General features: G+C 29.2%; 21 protein-coding genes. 16 read left to right on the forward strand and 5 right to left on the reverse strand.

Features of this window, described 5'->3' with window-relative positions; translation table 11 throughout:
- Positions 1 to 102 precede the first annotated feature (102 nt).
- The 12 genes from MOO46_RS06365 (at position 103) to MOO46_RS06420 (ending at position 12,202) form a co-directional block, all read left to right on the forward strand.
- The gene (locus MOO46_RS06365) at positions 103 to 1,080 is read left to right on the forward strand and encodes a D-alanyl-D-alanine carboxypeptidase family protein (protein ID WP_249510842.1); all 978 of its coding nucleotides are present in this window, start codon (positions 103 to 105) and stop codon (positions 1,078 to 1,080) included.
- An 866-nt stretch (positions 1,081 to 1,946) separates the two neighbouring features.
- Complete coding sequence (locus MOO46_RS06370) at positions 1,947 to 2,093, forward strand: hypothetical protein (RefSeq protein WP_249510843.1); 147 nt, start codon at positions 1,947 to 1,949, stop codon at positions 2,091 to 2,093.
- A gap of 193 nt (positions 2,094 to 2,286) precedes the next feature.
- A complete protein-coding gene (gene phnD / locus MOO46_RS06375) occupies positions 2,287 to 3,210 on the forward strand; it encodes a phosphate/phosphite/phosphonate ABC transporter substrate-binding protein (protein WP_249510844.1) in 924 nt (307 codons plus the stop codon).
- An 81-nt stretch (positions 3,211 to 3,291) separates the two neighbouring features.
- Positions 3,292 to 4,047 carry a phosphonate ABC transporter ATP-binding protein gene (gene phnC / locus MOO46_RS06380; RefSeq protein ID WP_249510845.1) on the forward strand — a complete coding sequence of 252 codons (756 nt, stop codon included), beginning with the start codon at positions 3,292 to 3,294 and terminating at the stop codon, positions 4,045 to 4,047.
- A 2-nt stretch (positions 4,048 to 4,049) separates the two neighbouring features.
- Positions 4,050 to 4,841: a phosphonate ABC transporter, permease protein PhnE gene (gene phnE / locus MOO46_RS06385; protein ID WP_249510846.1), complete on the forward strand. Its 792-nt coding sequence runs from the start codon at positions 4,050 to 4,052 to the stop codon at positions 4,839 to 4,841.
- Entirely contained in the window at positions 4,838 to 5,629 is a 792-nt protein-coding gene (gene phnE / locus MOO46_RS06390; protein WP_249510847.1) for a phosphonate ABC transporter, permease protein PhnE, read from the forward strand. Before phnE (MOO46_RS06385) ends, phnE (MOO46_RS06390) begins: the two co-directional genes overlap by 4 nt.
- 1 nt (position 5,630) lies before the next feature.
- On the forward strand, positions 5,631 to 7,190 hold the full coding sequence (locus MOO46_RS06395; RefSeq protein WP_249510848.1) for a bifunctional metallophosphatase/5'-nucleotidase: 1,560 nt from the start codon (positions 5,631 to 5,633) through the stop codon (positions 7,188 to 7,190).
- Between the two features lie 104 nt (positions 7,191 to 7,294).
- Complete coding sequence (locus MOO46_RS06400) at positions 7,295 to 7,612, forward strand: PadR family transcriptional regulator (RefSeq protein ID WP_249510849.1); 318 nt, start codon at positions 7,295 to 7,297, stop codon at positions 7,610 to 7,612.
- Positions 7,605 to 8,171 carry a DUF1700 domain-containing protein gene (locus MOO46_RS06405; protein ID WP_249510850.1) on the forward strand — a complete coding sequence of 189 codons (567 nt, stop codon included), beginning with the start codon at positions 7,605 to 7,607 and terminating at the stop codon, positions 8,169 to 8,171. The genes MOO46_RS06400 and MOO46_RS06405 overlap by 8 nt, the downstream gene beginning before the upstream one ends.
- Before the next feature lie 11 nt (positions 8,172 to 8,182).
- Positions 8,183 to 9,169 carry a DUF4097 family beta strand repeat-containing protein gene (locus tag MOO46_RS06410; RefSeq protein WP_249510851.1) on the forward strand — a complete coding sequence of 329 codons (987 nt, stop codon included), beginning with the start codon at positions 8,183 to 8,185 and terminating at the stop codon, positions 9,167 to 9,169.
- 99 nt (positions 9,170 to 9,268) lie between these two features.
- A complete protein-coding gene (locus MOO46_RS06415; RefSeq protein WP_249510852.1) occupies positions 9,269 to 10,726 on the forward strand; it encodes a sucrose-6-phosphate hydrolase in 1,458 nt (485 codons plus the stop codon).
- Between the two features lie 27 nt (positions 10,727 to 10,753).
- Complete coding sequence (locus tag MOO46_RS06420) at positions 10,754 to 12,202, forward strand: sucrose-6-phosphate hydrolase (protein WP_249510853.1); 1,449 nt, start codon at positions 10,754 to 10,756, stop codon at positions 12,200 to 12,202.
- A gap of 48 nt (positions 12,203 to 12,250) precedes the next feature.
- Here the strand turns inward: MOO46_RS06420 and MOO46_RS06425 are convergent, their stop codons facing one another.
- The 3 genes from MOO46_RS06425 to MOO46_RS06435 form a co-directional block, all read right to left on the reverse strand.
- The gene (locus MOO46_RS06425) at positions 12,251 to 12,679 is read right to left on the reverse strand and encodes an Rrf2 family transcriptional regulator (protein ID WP_249510854.1); all 429 of its coding nucleotides are present in this window, start codon (positions 12,677 to 12,679) and stop codon (positions 12,251 to 12,253) included.
- An 18-nt stretch (positions 12,680 to 12,697) separates the two neighbouring features.
- Positions 12,698 to 13,552 (reverse strand): SDR family oxidoreductase, encoded by an 855-nt coding sequence (locus tag MOO46_RS06430; RefSeq protein ID WP_249510855.1) that lies wholly within the window; start codon positions 13,550 to 13,552, stop codon positions 12,698 to 12,700.
- Positions 13,553 to 13,660: 108 nt separating this feature from the next.
- Positions 13,661 to 14,071, reverse strand: a complete 411-nt coding sequence (locus MOO46_RS06435; RefSeq protein ID WP_249510856.1) for a TM2 domain-containing protein — start codon at positions 14,069 to 14,071, stop codon at positions 13,661 to 13,663.
- A gap of 126 nt (positions 14,072 to 14,197) precedes the next feature.
- Between MOO46_RS06435 and MOO46_RS06440 the strand changes: the two genes are divergently transcribed.
- The 3 genes from MOO46_RS06440 to MOO46_RS06450 all read left to right on the forward strand — a co-directional run bounded on the left by MOO46_RS06440 (position 14,198) and on the right by MOO46_RS06450 (position 15,537).
- Positions 14,198 to 14,638, forward strand: coding sequence for a DUF805 domain-containing protein (locus tag MOO46_RS06440; protein ID WP_249510857.1), 441 nt, complete (start codon positions 14,198 to 14,200; stop codon positions 14,636 to 14,638).
- 64 nt (positions 14,639 to 14,702) lie between these two features.
- Positions 14,703 to 15,134: a DUF805 domain-containing protein gene (locus tag MOO46_RS06445; protein WP_249510858.1), complete on the forward strand. Its 432-nt coding sequence runs from the start codon at positions 14,703 to 14,705 to the stop codon at positions 15,132 to 15,134.
- Between the two features lie 13 nt (positions 15,135 to 15,147).
- Positions 15,148 to 15,537, forward strand: coding sequence for a DUF805 domain-containing protein (locus tag MOO46_RS06450; protein WP_249510859.1), 390 nt, complete (start codon positions 15,148 to 15,150; stop codon positions 15,535 to 15,537).
- A 22-nt stretch (positions 15,538 to 15,559) separates the two neighbouring features.
- Here MOO46_RS06450 and MOO46_RS06455 read toward each other — a convergent pair whose 3' ends face one another.
- Complete coding sequence (locus MOO46_RS06455; protein ID WP_249510860.1) at positions 15,560 to 16,063, reverse strand: GNAT family N-acetyltransferase; 504 nt, start codon at positions 16,061 to 16,063, stop codon at positions 15,560 to 15,562.
- A 60-nt stretch (positions 16,064 to 16,123) separates the two neighbouring features.
- Positions 16,124 to 16,879 carry a CAP domain-containing protein gene (locus MOO46_RS06460; RefSeq protein ID WP_249510861.1) on the reverse strand — a complete coding sequence of 252 codons (756 nt, stop codon included), beginning with the start codon at positions 16,877 to 16,879 and terminating at the stop codon, positions 16,124 to 16,126.
- Positions 16,880 to 16,904: 25 nt separating this feature from the next.
- Between MOO46_RS06460 and MOO46_RS06465 the strand changes: the two genes are divergently transcribed.
- Entirely contained in the window at positions 16,905 to 17,309 is a 405-nt protein-coding gene (locus MOO46_RS06465; protein ID WP_249510862.1) for a MerR family transcriptional regulator, read from the forward strand.
- The last annotated feature ends 151 nt before the right edge of the window (positions 17,310 to 17,460 follow it).

Here is a 17,460-nt window from a genome sequence, read left to right on the forward strand (position 1 = left end):
TTAACATTGTCATAATCTAAATGTAATAATTTGTAAACGCACTTTCTTCTAAAAGATAGTACTATAGACTTAGTATTGATATATGGAGAGGTGTACAATTTGATGAATTTCAAATGGATTAAAAGAGCGGTCTTAGTGACATTAAGCTTAGTTACTTTAGGAACCACTATGGGTGGGATAAGTGCTAATGCCAGTGCTTATACTGACCAAATGAGTGATAACACTAAAACAGCTAAGGCTGCTTATGCTTTAGATATGAATGATGGACATGTATTCTATCGAAAAAATGCTTATAAACGTTTTCCGGTAGCTTCAACTGCTAAATTAATGACTTTATATTTAGCAATTCAAAAAGCACAAAATACCCGTAATGGTTGGAATCAAAAAATTACAATGCCATCCAATTTAGCTAGTATGAGTCACAACGGGTCTTTAGGTAGTTATAAATTTGTCGCTGGTAAACAATACTCAGTTAGAAATTTATATCGGGCAACTGTAATTGCATCATCTAATAGTGCTGCTATTGCTTTAGGTCAATGGGTTGCAGGTTCTAACACTAATTTTATTAATCAAATGAATCGCCAAGCGCGTGATTGGGGAATTGGTCGTCAAGCAACTTTTGTTTCAGCATCGGGGTTAGAAAACTCTGATTTATATATGTATGGAATTAAATATGGCGGTTATTACTCATATAACAAAGTTAGTGCAAAAGCCCTAGGAGTTATTGCATCGAACGTACTAAAATTATATCCAGATATTGTAAATACTTCTAAAATTTACAAGACTAAACAAAATGGTCAGTGGATGAACAACACTAATGAATTATTACCTGGTGGATTAAGATATTATCCAGAACTTAAAGTTGATGGATTAAAAACTGGTTACACACCATTAGCTGGTAATTGTTTAGTAAGTACTAGTCATTTATCTGGAAAGGATCGAGTAATTATTGTTACTTTAAATGATCGCTTTAGTGCTTATAGCCAATCTAAAATGTATAAAGCAATCTATAAATATTCACCATACTTTAATCAAAGTGTTCGTGATAGTGATAATGCTACTCCAGCCGTAGCTAGATAGTTTTTTGAGAGAGTCGATAATAAATCGTCTCTTTTTTTATAAAAAATATATAAAAACCCTTGAATTAAAATTTAATTAGAATATAATGATAATAATCTTAATTGATGGGAGGAGATAACAATGATTAAAAGTAATAAGGAGAGATTAGATTTATCGATTCGAAAGTTTAATCTTCCAACCGAAATTTATACAAATGATATTAGGAACGTTTTTAATTATTTTATCTCTGATAATCGTTTAGATAAATTGAAGTGTTCCGCAAGCTAATTATTTATTAGTTGATAAAGGAGATGTTTAATATGACAACAAGTTCAGTAAGTAAGTTTTCAGTTTTAAATTATAAGAATTTCTCAGTCAAAGACGAGAAAGGTAGCGTGTTTTATATTAATATCTCTAATCGTCGATTAGACCGACTAAAGCACTAAAAAAATAATTTAGTTTCGGAGATGATAATTATGAAATCTAATAAATTTAATTTAAAAGGTAAGTCTTTAACTGTTATTCAAGTTACTAATGTACGTTTGGATCGACGAAAGCGTTAGTTCGATTTTATTAAATCGTTCAAGTTAGGAGATGCTTAACATGACTACTAAAAAATTAATTGATTTTAAAACAATGAAATATAATATCTTCAATAATGCAAAAGCTGTGACTGGACGTTTAGATAAACGAAAGCCAATGTAAAATTAAATAATTATTGCTTTAATGTGTTACGGAGATGATTAGCATGACCACAATTAAAATTAACCAATTTTCATTTCTAAAATATAAAAGTAGTGTGTTTAATTATATTGATACATCTAAAAATCGTTTAGATCGATTAAAGCGTTGATGATTTTAACTAATCAATCAAGGGAGATGTTATTATGAGTTATACATTGCATTCAACTTCTAAAAAATATAACTTTCCAATTGGGGTCTACAAAGATGGAAAAGGCAGTGTATTTATTAATTCTAATTTAGAAAATAATTACATTGCCAATTCGCAAAAAGTAGATTTACCCCCAACTTAAATGAAAAGAAACCGTTAGTTTAAATACTAACGGTTTCTTTTTTTCTTATATAAATCATTAGGAATTAAATTAAAAAAAGCTTTATTTTTTAATTTTTTTAAAAATAGTTCGTAATTTACATAGACAAAGTGAATAAATGTGTTATTATAAATATATAGATAAGCAAAACACGAACTATAAGGGGAGAGTATTAATGAATTATCTTAAAAAGTTCACTGCACTAAGTTTGATTCTACTTAGTGTGGTTGTACTGGCTGCGTGTGGTAATCAATCTTCAAAAAATTACACACCAAAGAAATTAAATGTCCAATTTGTTCCTTCATCAAACGCGACTGCAATGGAAGCAAAGGCTAAGCCTCTTGAAGGATTACTTTCAAAACAATTAGGAATTCCAGTGAATGTTAGTGTTTCAACTGATTACAATACAATTGTTGAAGCAATGGGTTCCAAAAAAGTTGATGTTGGTTTCTTGCCACCTGATGCTTATACTCTATCTCACAAGCAATACAATACTAAAGTGTTATTACAAGCATTACGTTACAACTATCTTGAACCTAATGATCGCCAAGGAAACAGATTGCAAGACCATTATTATGCTCAAATCTTAGTTCGTAAGGGTAGTGGAATTAAGAGTCTTAAAGATTTAAAAGGTAAGAAAATTGCTGTTCAGGATACAACTTCTGCTGCAGGATGGGTTTATCCAGCAGTTGATATGCTAAAAAATGGTGTGAATATTAATAAAGATAATATCCAAACTGTTCAAGTTAAGGGTCATGATCAAGGAGTACTATCTGTTTATAACAAGAACACAGACGCAGCATTTGTATTCCAAGGTGCTAGAAAGTTAGTTACTAAGGATGCCCCAGATGTCATGAAGAAGGTTGTTCCTATGTACACAACTGCAGGTATTCCTAACGATACAATAACTGTTCGTGGCGATATGAGTGCAAAATGGCAAAAGAAAATTTCTCAAGCCTTTAAGGACATTATCAAGACTAAAAAAGGTCATGATATTATGTCTACAGTTTACGCTCATCAGGGATACAAGAATTCTAAAGACAGTGATTTCAATCAACTTCGTCAATACGAAAAACGTGCCGAAAATTTGAATAAATAAAAATTTAAATATTTAGTTAAAATAATTGCCTGCAAACATTTATATTTTGCAGGCAATTATTGTGGAAAGGAGTTTTTCAACATGCCGGAATCAATAATTTCATTTAAAAATGTTCAAAAAATTTATGGAAAAGGTAACATTGGTTTAAAGGACATTGATTTAGATATTTATAAAGGTGAATTTGTTGCGGTAGTTGGACTATCAGGTGCTGGTAAAAGTACCTTATTAAGAACTATTAATAAAATGCATAATGTAACTGATGGGGATGTCCTAATCGAAGGTCATTCTATCAATAACTATAATGCTAAAGAATTACGTAATTTGCGTAGAAATATTGGAATGATTTTTCAAGGATTTAATTTGGTTAATCAATCAACTGTTCAAAAAAATGTTTTAAATGGTCGCGTTGGTTATTACCCAACATGGAAAAGCTTACTAGGTATGTTTAGTAAAAAAGATAAACAAAAAGCAATTGATGCACTTAAAAGTGTTCATTTATTAGAAAAATTATATGCACGAGTTGACGAATTATCTGGTGGTCAACAGCAACGGGTTGCAATTGCCAGAACTTTAATGCAAGATCCTAAAATTATTTTGGCCGATGAGCCAGTTGCTTCACTAGATCCGGTTACTTCTGAATCAGTGATGAATGATTTAAAGCATTTAAATGAAGATCTTAATATGACTGTAGTAGTCAATCTTCATTCAGTTTCATTAGCAATGAAGTATGCTAATCGAATTATTGGTTTAAGAGGTGGAGAACTAGTTTACGACAAGCCCATTTCTGAAGTAGCAGAAAATGATTTTAAACAAATTTATGCAGAAAAGGCGGAATAAAAATGAACAATACTATTCCTAAAAGAAGTTTTATGCAAAAGTTTCATGTTAAAGGAATTCTTTGGGTAATCAGTTTAATTGTTTTATTATTCTTATCTTCAGCGATGACTGGTGTTAATCTTACCGAATTCTTTAATAATTTAAATCAATTTGCTGATTTATTAGTTAAGATGTCGAATCCTGATTGGCAATACATGAATATTATTATCCAACCAATTATTGAAACCATTCAGATGGCACTCTTAGGAACTACGCTTGGCGCAATTGTTGCAGTTCCATTTTCAGTAATTGCAGCTAGAAATATTGTTAAGAACCCATTTATTCGTGGTATCGTTAGATTAATTCTTAATTTAGTTAGAACCTTTCCTAACTTACTTTTGGCAGCCTTATTTGTTGCTGTTGTTGGAATTGGTCCAACTGCCGGAGTCTTCACACTAGCTATTTTTTCATTTGGGATGGTTTCTAAGTTGTTTTATGAAACCGTTGAAGCAATTGATGATAAGCCATTAGATGCTTTAAAAGCAACCGGTGCTAATAAAATTCAAGTCATTATTTATTCAGTAATCCCTCAAGTATTAAATCGATTTATTGATTACTTCTTATATACATTTGAAATTAATGTGCGTTCTTCAACTGTTCTAGGTTATTTAGGTGCTGGAGGAATTGGTGTATATCTTCAACGCTCACTATCTTCATTTATGTATAACCAAACTTCAGTAATTATTATTACAATTTTAGTTGTGGTGATAGTAATTGATGGAATCAGTAATATTTTGCAGGAGAAATTGAAATGAAAAATCAAACTTTATTTAATCGATTTGGGTATATCTTTTGGATATTTATTATTGGAATAATATATCTTTGGGCTTTTAAGGGTCTTTCATTTACTGGATTACAATCATCAGCAGGTGAAGTTAGTCGTTCTATTTTTAATGGGTTAATTCATCCTGATTGGAAATATGTTTATAACGGTAGTGGTGAAGATTTGTTTACTCAACTTTTACAAACTTTATCAATTGCTTTTTTGGGAACTTTTGTTGCTTCAATTTTAAGTGTACCTTTTTCTTTCTGGGCAGCTAGAAGTGATATGAAGAAAAAAATTCATTTAAGATCAACTAGTGGCAAGGTGATTTTGGTTATTATTAGAACTTTTCCAGAAATTGTTTTAGCAATTATGTTTATTAAAGCTGTTGGACCAGGTTCATTTGCTGGAGTTCTGGCTTTAGGAATTCATTCGATTGGAATGCTAGGAAAATTATTTAGTGAATCAATTGAAAATATGGATAACGGTTCTACTGAAGCAATGTATTCAATGGGGGGGAATAAAATGGATGGCTTATTTTTGGCCACTTTCCCTGCTGTAATGCCATCGTTACTATCTTATACTTTATATCAATTTGAGATTGCAGTGCGTTCAGCTTCAATTCTTGGGATGGTTGGTGCTGGAGGAATTGGAACACCTTTATTATTTGCCATTCAAACAAGAAGTTGGCCTCGTGTTGGAATTATTTTATTAGGTATCATTATTATGGTTACTTTAATTGACTGGTTATCAGGAACCTTAAGAAAGAGGTTAGTTTAAGATGCAAATTAAAATATTATCTACTAGTGATGTTCATGGCTATTTGTTTCCTAATAATTTTCATAGTCATGATGATCACAGTCCTTTTGGATATTTAAAAGCTATTAGTGCAATCAATGATGTTCGTAAAAATGCTAAAGACGATGAGATTGTTATATATATTGAAAATGGAGATTTTATTCAAGGATCGCCATTAACAGATTATCTTTTCCGTACTAATAATGAAAAACATTTAAATCAAAAATTAAATCAATTAGTGAACTATGTTCATCCCAATGCAACTGTATTAGGTAATCATGAATTTAATTATGGAATTTCATACATTCAAAATACTTGGAAAAATAGAACATTTCCGATATTATCAGCTAATTTATTTGGTCATGATTTACAAAAAATATCTGATGGTCCATATCAAATAATTGAACAAAAGGGAGTTAAAATTGCGATTTTAGGTTTAACTACGCAATACGTGCCTAATTGGGAAAAAGCATCTAATTTAGGCGACTTGCAATTTGATTCAGCAGTAAAAACTGCTCAATACTGGGTTCCTAAGTTACATCAAAAAGCAGATATCGTTATTGTGTCATATCATGGTGGTTTTGAATGCGACTTAAAAACTGGTGAACCAACCGAAAAATTAACTGGGGAAAATGAAGGTTATGCATTGGTTAAGCAAGTTGCTGGAATTGATGCTTTAGTAACTGGGCATCAACATCGTGAAATTTCTGATGTTGTTAACAACGTACCAGTTACACAACCAGGATATCGTGGATCTAATGTTGGTAAAATTACTTTGGATTTAGATTCTAATCATCAAGTTATTAAAAGTTTTTCTGAATTGATTAAAACAGCTAATTATGATGTTGATAATCAAGGTAAACTAATAATTTCTGATGTTCAACAAACAGTGGATCAATGGTTAGACAAGCCTTTAGCCCATATTGAGGGTGATTTGAAAATTCATGACTTTATGGATGCTAGATTACATGGTAACGCATACCTAGATTTTATTAATCGAGTCCAAATGGATGCAACGGGTACTGATATTGCTAGTACATCATTATTTAATGATGAAATTACTGGTTTTAATAGTGAGGTAACGATTAGGGATGTCCTAAATAGTTATGTTTTTCCTAACACTTTAGTAATTGAAGAAATTAGTGGTAATGATTTAAAATCTGCATTAGAACATTGCGCTTCATTTTTTGAACTAAATAGTCAAAATGAAGTTATGATTTCTAAGCAATATTTAAGACCTAAGCCCCAACTATTTAATTATGATTATTATTCAGGTATTGATTATACTTTTGACTTAACTAAACCAATTGGGCAACGAGTTGTTAAATTGAATTATCATAATGCAGACATTAGACCAGACCAAAAATTACGATTAACTTTGAACCAATATCGTGGTATTGGTGCTGGAGATTATGAGATGTTTTCTAACAGTAAAGTTGTTAAAAGCTTTTCTAAAGATATGCCTAAGTTAATTATGGAATATCTATCGACTCATAAAAACATTAAGGCCAATAAGCCCGATAATTTAAATATTAAGCAATAAAGCTAATTTTTTGGATTAGCTTTTTTATTTTACAAAATATTAGATAAGGTTTAATATTATATTTAATATAATATTAAAAAATAAATAAAAAGAGGTGTTAATTAATGGCACTAAAAGTTACAACTGAATTACTAGATGGCTGTGTGTTAGGTGTTCTGAGTAAAGATGATTATTACGGATATGCTTTAACTCAGAAGATTCAAGAAAGTATATCAGTTTCCAGTTCAACTATTTATCCAGTGATGCGTCGACTAAAGAAGCAAGAATTAGTTACAGTCTATGATTCACCTTATCAAGGCAGAAACCGTCGATACTATCGAATTACTGATAAGGGTAAAGAAGAATTAAAACTTTTACAGCAAAATTGGCAAAATTTTAAAGAAAATATTAATTATTTAATGGGAGGTAATTCTAATGATTGAATATATAAATGAACTTAAAAAATATTTAACGTCTTTAAATAAAGATGATTTTGATAGTGCCATAACCTACTACAGTGAATTTTTAGAGGATGGTGGATTTATTAACTATGAAGATTGTGTTAGGGAGTTAGGAACTCCTCAACATTTATCTAAAAATATTCTGCAGGAGTTTGGTATAAGATCTCATGCTGACGTTGTTCCAGAAAAGAAACATATTGATTGGTGGGTAATTTTACTCTTAATTTTAGCTTCACCATTTCTTTTAAGTTTTTTAATCATTATTGCAAGCATTATATTCTCAATTGTTGTTACGATTGCTAGTGTATTAATTAGTCTCTTTTTAGGTGGAATTGTTGGTTTTATCGCAGCAGTTATTTATATTTTTGATAATTTACAAATTTCATTGATGCAAATTGGATTATCAATATTTGCATTAGGTTTAGTAATTATAATGTTCCCATCTTGTATGAAATTATTTAAAATTATTTATAAATTAACTATTAATGGTTTTATATCAATCGTTAATAGTGTCTTTCACGTAAATTACAATAAAAAATAAGGAGCTTAATTATGAAAACATATATTAAAATATCATTATTTCTTTTGTTAATTGGATTATTTGTATTTTTTATTGGTTTTGCATTTAATGGTTTTTCAATACCTCAAGCTAATGAAACAGTAAATGGAAAAATAACCCAAAAATATACAAAAAATTTGGATAGTTTTAATGCAGTTGATCTTAATAGTAATGTAAAAGTTAATGTTAAAAGTGGAAATAGTTCAAAAATGTCAGTTGCTTTGAATAAAACACAAAAGGTTAGTTATTCTGTTGATAATGGTGTTTTAAAACTTAATGCTTCAAGTGATGAATGGTATCACAATTTCTTCAGAATCGGTTTTTTGAACGGATTTAATAATGGAAATAAAACTTCAATTACATTATTTGTACCCAAAGGCCATAATTTAAAATATATCAATCAAAGTAAAAAACATGCTGGGATTTCGCTGTCAGACATAAATGTAGAAAAGCCTTTAGAATTAGATTCAGTTAAAGATATATATAATGTCAAAGCACCTAGCATCGATGCAGAGGCTTCAAATAAAGATATGACAATTGAAAATAGTACTTTTGATAATGGTACTAGTGATATTGAGTCCGACAATGGTGCTATTTATGTTAATAATAATCATTTTAAGAAGTTAAGCATTTCTAATGAAAATGGCGATATTATAGCTAAAAATAATAAAATTAATAGTGGATTCAGTGAAATTGAAAATGAAAACGGCGATATTGAATTGGGTAATAATGATTGGTATGCACTAGAATTATCGAATGACAATGGTGATATAACATTCAAACATCAAAATATAATTAATAAATTTAAAGCTGATTCAGAAAATGGCGATGTTAGTGGTGAAGTTGATGCTAAAGACAATGCTAATATTTATACTTATTCCGATGATGGCGATAATAAAGTTGCTCCGGACGTTAGTCATTCTAATTCATCAAAGAAATATAGTTTTACCAATGAAAATGGTGATGTAATTATTAATTAAATTGCTTATCAGTCAAAATCAGAGCTAATCGATTAATACTTTGTTAAAATTTAATTAATGAATATTTGTATTCAGTTATAACAAAGTGAGGTCATTATTATGTATAAAAAATATTGGACTGTAGATAAATTAGATAAGTTGTATAAAGATTGGGATCCAAAGGTATTAGATGAATTAAAAGATAAAATATCAAAATCTGATTGGCGTTTAGGTTATCATATTCAACCTGAAACAGGCCTTTTAAGTGATCCTAATGGCTTTTCATATTTTAATAATCAATGGCATTTATTTTATCAAGCTTTTCCTTATGGAGCGGTTCATGGTTTGAAAAGTTGGTCGCATGTTGTATCTGATGATTTGGTTCATTGGGAAAATGTTCATAAGCCAATGGTTCCAGATCAGTATAATGATATTAAAGGTTGCTTTTCTGGTAGTGCGTATTCAACCAAAGACAAGCTTTTTTTGATGTATACTGGTAATGTTTTTAAAAAAAATAAGTATGATGAATCGGTTAGATATGCATATCAAAATGGTGCATGGATGGACAAGAATAACAATATTAAAAAGCTAGATAAAGCATTAATTGATGGTTCACCTGATGGAATAACTGGACATTTTAGAGATCCACAAGTTATAAAACATGGTAAATATTACTATGCTTTTCTTGGAGCCAGAAGTGTCAATGATAAAGGTCAATTTATAGTTTACAGATCTACCAGTTTAGATAATGGATGGACTTATTATAAACATTTAGATGTAGGTGCGTATAATGATGAGAGACTTGGTTATATGGCAGAATGTCCTAATATAGGTTTTATAGACGGTAAATTAATTTTGGTATTTTGTCCACAAGGCGCTGATCATTCAAAATTTAGATATAGTAATTTTTACCCAACTGCTTATATTATCGCTGATGCTTTGGACTGGGATAATATGAAATTAATTAATCCATCTAAAATGCAACAATTAGATGAAGGCTTTGATTTTTATGCAACTCAATTATTACAAGATCCTAATGGAAGATTGTTAGAAGTTGCGTGGATTGGTGTTCCAGATACAGATTATCTTTCTCCAGGAGAAGGATGGGTTGGTTCATTAAGCATGATTCGTGAATTATCTGTTAAAGATAATAAATTATTTCAAAAACCAGTTGATGAGAACAATCAATTAATAAGTTCAGAAATACCTGTTAATGATGGTATGAATATTTGTAAACAATCAGTAATAAAATTTAATTGTAATAGTGATGGATTATGTAAAATATTTTTAAAGTCTGACAATAGCTATTTAAAAGTTTATTTAGATAATGACAGAAGTTGTGTTAAAATTATTAGAAAAAATTGGGGAGAACAAGAAACATCCCGTGAATGTCCATTAGATATAAATAATTTTGATACTTGTTATTTATATTTAGATAACACAGTCTTTGAACTATTTATAAATAATGGTATGAAAACAATGACTGGTAATTTTTATCATGATGGATTAAATATTAATTTACATTTTAATAATTTGAGTAGCATTAAAATAAACAAAATGATTAGTATTAATAACTAAAATTTTTATTAAAGTGAGGTTTTTATTATGGATACAAAATATTGGACTAAATATAGATTAGATCGTTTATACAAGGATTGGGATCCTAAAGTATTAACTGATTTGAAAGAAAAAATTACTAAATCAAATTGGCGCTTGGGTTACCACATTCAAACTGACACTGGTTTGTTAAATGACCCCAATGGTTTTTCATATTTTAATAATCAGTGGCATTTGTTTTATCAAGCATTTCCATATGGGGGTGTGCATGGATTAAAAAGTTGGACCCATATGGTTTCTGATGATTTAGTTAATTGGAATAATGTTAATAAATCAATGGTTCCAGATCGTTATAATGATCGCCATGGATGCTACTCTGGTAGTGCTATTAATGTTAATGATAAACTATTCTTAATATATACTGGAAATGTATTTGAAGATGATGATGAATACCGTCGTCATCCATATCAAAATGGTGCATGGATGGATAAAGATAATAATATTACTAAGCTATCAGATCCTTTAATTGATGATGCACCTACTGGAATTACTGGTCATTTTAGAGATCCACAAATTCTAAAACATGGTGATTATTACTATGCAATCTTGGGTGCTCAAACAATTGATAATGAAGGTGAAATCTTAACTTATCGTTCTAAAAACGTTGATAAAGGTTGGGAATTCTATAAAAAAATGGATCTAGGTCACGATAATCTAGGTTATATGACAGAATGTCCTAATTTAGGTTTTGTTGATGGAAAAGTAGTATTAATTTTCTGTCCACAAGGTGCTGATGATACTAAGTTTAGTTATGATAATATTCATCCTAATGCTTATATCGTTGCTGATGATTTTGATTGGGAAAACATGAAGTTAATTAATCCATCAGCAATGCATCAAGTTGATGAAGGATTTGATTTTTATGCAACTCAATTATTAAATGCTCCTGATGGTCGTTTATTATCATCAACTTGGATTGGCTTACCTGATACTGAATATCTTTCAGATGATGAAGGTTGGGAAGGTTCATTAACAATGGTTCGTGAGCTCCACATTAAAGATGGCCGATTAATTCAAACTCCTGTAAAAGAAAACGATTCTTTAGTTAAAGAATCAGTTGATGTTTCAGAAGGTATGAAATTAGATAAACAAAGTCTAATTAAATTTGACGTTGAAGATGGCAAAGACAATAGTATGCTGATTGAATCTGATGATAGTTATTTGAAACTATCATTTGATAAAGACTCACATAAGTTAACATTAACTCGTAAAAATGTGGGCGAAGATCCAGAAAACCGTACTATTTTATTAGGCTCATCTAGATTCAATAATTGTTCAGTTTACTTTGATAATACAGTTTTCGAAATGTATATTAATGACGGTCAAAGAACAATGACTGGAACATTCTTCCACGACGGAAAGAACCTAACCCTTAACTGGGATAATTTAGACAATATGAAAGTAAATAGATTAAATAATATTGGAATTAACGAATAATTTTAATCTAAAAAAGACTCCGTATTTTATTAAATGCGGAGTCTTTTTCTATCTTTTATTTGATTCTAAAATATCATTCATAATGTCATAAATACTAATTTTATCCATTTCACTTTCTGCTTGTTTTTGTATTTTATTATAAGCACTATTTAACGTTTTTTGAATATTAGCACCAACAATACATTTTACATTAGTATCAGGATCAACATGAAGTAAATCAGGTTCTTCAATTGCTTTATATACATCCAAGATACTGATTTCTTTAGCTGATCGGCCTAACTTAATATTAACTTTTCCTTGACTACTTTTTAGTAAATTAGCTTTACTTAAGTTAGCCATTAATCGACGAACTAAGCTAGGATTAGACTCAATACTACCAGCAATTGCACGACTGGATAAATCATTATCGATGCTATCTGATATAGATACATAAGTTAGAATATGAATGGCATCACTTAGTTTATGCGAATATTTCACTTTATCACCATTTATATATTATTGTAAAATCTTTTTAAGCGCATCTTCAATTGGAGTTAATTCATGACCTAATACTTCTTGCAAATCGTTAGTATCTTCTTTAAGAGCACCATCTTTGATTAATCTTTGGATTGCGGTTAAAGCATTAGTAACAGCGTCCGGCATTCCAGCTTGTTTAAAACCTTCTTTATATTCTTCTAAACTAACTGATTTTACATCAAATTCATTATTAGAAACTTCTTTTAGTGCATCCGATAATTCTTTGTAATTACGACTTTGACCAGAAAATTCATAAATTTCCTTAGGATTATCTTTTGTTAAGACATTAATAGCACCTTGAGCATATTCTTCTTCTAGTGCCCAACCAACTTTGCCATTATCGGCAGCATATACAAAAGTATTGCCATTATCGGCAGCTTTTAATGTAGCGATTTCATTTTCTAGATACCAGTTATTACGTAAGAATGAACGGTCGATTCCTTGTTCTTTAATGTATATCTCTGTGGCCTTATGATCATTAGCTAGGAAGTTATCGGCTTTGTCAGCATGTGGAAAACTAGTATATGCAATGTACTTAACACCACTAGCTTTAGCTGCATCCACAACATTTTTATGTTGTTGTAAACGAGAAACTTCACCACCGGGTTGTGATGAGATAAATAATAATTTGTCGACATCTTTTAAGGATTTTTGTAATTCGTCTTTATTAGTATAATCACCAGGACGAACTTCAATATCTTCAGGTAATTGTTCACTAGCTTTTTCAACATTTCTGGCTAAAGCAACAATATTTTTATGATCCACAACTTTCATTAAATTATTGATTGCATATTTACCGAATTTACCAGTAACCATTGTGATTGCGTATTTCATGATTAAAGTCTCCTCTTAAACTGTTATTTTTTAATTAACATGTTATAAATAAAGTAACAGGCGGATTGAAAAAATGCAAACAAAAAGAATGCTAACAAGCATTCTAAATTAGTTACGAGCATTAAATTGTCCATCAAATGTTGAATTATCATTACTTTTAATCAGGTTAATCATTCTTTGTTTCGTTAATAGATAGTCTTCACGAAGCCATTCCTGCATTGAAAATGCGTCAATGATCCACCAAATAAAGATGGCTCCTAAGATAGGGAAACCTATTATTATAAAAGCTAATAACCATCCTATTACATCTAAAACTAGCATTAAAACAGCATAATTACGATGTAAATAAAAGCGATGGGCACCTAAATTACCTAAAAACCACCATAGAATCCAAGCTACAATTGGATTAGCTTTGCTAACGTTAGTTTGATTTTCAACCATTTGTTGTTGTTCTGGATTAAGTCTTTGTTCTTCCTTCATTAATTCGGCTTCTAGTTGATCAAAGTCCACTCTATTCATAATATCACCTCTTTAAAAATTATTAACTAAAAAAATTATAACATAGTTAATAATAAGTTTGATTTTGATGTGATAGTCCATTAACATACTTAATGATACATAATTCTTCTTGAAGGAGGCCTTTTTATGGTCGGAATGTTTGAAGCCTATAAGCTTTTTTTTAAAAACTATGTTAAGTTTACTGGTAAAAGTACACGTGCTGAATATTGGTGGGTACAGTTAATGAATTTCCTAATTTCACTTCTATTGGAAATAATTGGGTTTGCATTATTAATTGCTTTTTTTGCATCCAAAACTCATTCAGGAATGAGTTTAATATTTTATGGATTTGCCGTTATTATGTTAGTAGGTTTATATGGATTATCTACTTTGATTCCAAGTATTTCTTTATTGTTTAGACGTTATCGTGATGCAGGGGTATCGCCATGGTGGTTATTATTAACTTCTTTGGTACCAACAATTATAGCTGTTATTTATAATTTCAAAGATGTCACAAGTACAATTATTGTTTTAATATTTGCCTTAGTTAACATTATTATTACAATTTTACCTAGTAAAAATAAATAAATATTTTAATTGCTTTTATTATAAATGTTAATTATGATCTTACTATATTCTAGGAGGGTTAAATATGGTTGGTTTTTTTGAAGCATATGCATTGTTTTTTAAAAAATACTTTCAATTACATGGTAAAAGTACTCGTTCCGAATATTGGTGGGTATTTTTAATTAATATTATTATTCGCTTTATAATTTCGATAATTATTTTTACTATTTACTCTGCAATTACGGGTGCTGATGATTTATTATTTAGTTTATTTTATGTAATTATAGGACTATGTATTTATCAGTTTCTTATTTTTATTCCAAGCATCAACCTTATTATTAGAAGATATCGTGATACGGGTATTTCAGCATGGTGGTTTGTTTTAACTAATATACTGCCATTTTTGATTACAGTTATTATTACTTTTGAAAATAATTTTGCTAGTTATTTGAGCCCAATTGTTTCATTGCTTTTAATTGCTGATTTTGTTATTAAATTATTACCAAGTAAAAAGTAAAGGAGATAAGTAATTGCGCCATTCATATGCTAGTTTTATAAAAAACACCTTTAACTACAAGGGAAGAACTAACCTCAAAGACTTTTTGTTTACTTATTTATTAAATGTTGGAATTTTAATCCTTACAGTTTTATTAGTTATGGTAAGCCATGGTAACAGAATAATTTTGATTCCTGTTTGGATATTTTTGATATACTTAGTAATAGTAATTCTACCGACTCTATCACTTATGGTTAGAAGATATCGTGATGCTGGAATCAATGGATATTATTTCTTACTAATATTTTCTTTATTAGTTATTATTTCTGTTTTTGCAGATCATTTGAGTATATTATCATTTTTAAGAAAAGTATTGGCACTTATAAACTTTGCAATTTTATTGTCACCAACTAAAAAGAGCTAACGATTAATCGTTAGCTCTTTTATTATTTATTAAAGTTATTTTTTAAGATTCCCATGAAGTAACAATCACGAAAATCACCATCAGCAAAGTATTGATCTTTTAAAGTACCTTCAATATTGAAGCCCATTTTTTTATAAACATTAACTGCAGGTGCATTTTCTACATCAACATTTAAATAAATTTTGTGTAGATTTAAAGTATTGAAACCATATTCCATACATGCTTTGAAAGCTTTTTGAGCCAATTTTAAGCCACGAAATTCACTATCAATAATAATCTGAATTTCAGCATTTTGAGATATTAAATCAATATCTACCAATTCAATGATTCCAGCAAATTTTTCATCGTGGGTTATAGCGAAACTACGCGAACTATTATCATCTAAATCATGATTAAATTTTGCTTGTAGTTTTTCCATTGGTAAATATGGTTCTGCAAACCAGAATTTCATATTAAATGGATTATTAAATAATTTATGAACTTTTTTTAAATCTTTGCTTTCAATTGCTCTAAGTTTAAATGACATATGATTAACCTCCAAAATACTTAATGAATTAATTATATTTTATTATTTGTAAAGATACTATTAAAAATATTTATCCTTTTTTACTAAAATAACTAAATAATAGTTGTTTAAGTCATTATGATTACCTATATGAAGGGGACTTTTAACTGCTGAAATTCCCATGTGTGTTTGGACATTGCTACTTAGCATATCGCGATTTTGCCATCCATTATTTTGATCAAAGTAAACTAAATCTTTAAATGCCAAATAACTAAAAGAAGATGGCATATAAGTTTCCTTATTATTCGCATAGTAAATTATTTGATTGTTATTATTTTTGGGTAGAAAATTATTATCAACATTCTGAGCAATTTGATTTGCTTGATATGTTAAATGATGGCTAAATTTAATTTTTGCAAGTCCTTTATTTTTTCGATAGACATTAATTAATTTTCTAAAAGTTGTTGATGCCCTAAAAGAAAATGTTTTATTTTTATCTATATTAATGGCATTATGCCAAATACAACCGATAAATCTTTTATGCTGATAAATTGCTTGATAAATTTTATACTTACCATTTATTTTCACATGAAAAGTTTTTCCAGTAAGAACTTTTTGATAATTATAAATATTGGCAGGTTGAAGAACTTTTTTAAAATCTTTTGTATAAACATTTTCGTTATTATCAGCATAAATAGTTGCAATACTATTCTTATTTTCATTAGTTATTTTATTAATTTTAATAGGATTAGTGCTTGCGTGTACATCACAATTACTTATTATAGATACCATTGCAAATGTAGATAGTAGCATTAAAGCAGTGATTATTTTTTTCATTACGAGGCCTTCTTAACAATAAATTATGCTTTTATTATATACCAATATTGATATTACTAAAATTTATAAACTATTTTTTTTATTAAAAAAGCGCTTTATAAAAATCAGAGGTTCACTTCATGATCGCAATGATTCCGGTGTTCGTGACATTGATGAAAGAATTATTCGTCGAATTAATTTTGCCAAAACGATGCGAGCTGCTGGGATGAGCATTGAGTCATTATTGAAATATATTCAATTATTTGATTCGCAAGAAGATAATCTTGAACAACAAAAAGATTTACTAAAACAACAAGTTGAAATTATGAGAGAAAAACGTGATGATATTCAATATGCAATTGATCATTTGGAATTTAAAATTGAACATTTTGATGATCATATGTTTAAAAGTGAAGAGAAATTAAAAAAATTAGAAAAAAATAATATGTAAAGATACTTAAATTGCAATTGTTGATTGGTTAAATTATATTTTATATAGAGAACAAAATGATTGGGGAAAATCGTGATGGATAATCAAATTAATAATTTATTTACTGATTTTAACCATGCACGTTATTACTTCGGTCATTTAAGTGGCATTC

This window comes from Apilactobacillus apisilvae, assembly GCF_023380225.1.
Taxonomy (GTDB): domain Bacteria; phylum Bacillota; class Bacilli; order Lactobacillales; family Lactobacillaceae; genus Apilactobacillus; species Apilactobacillus apisilvae.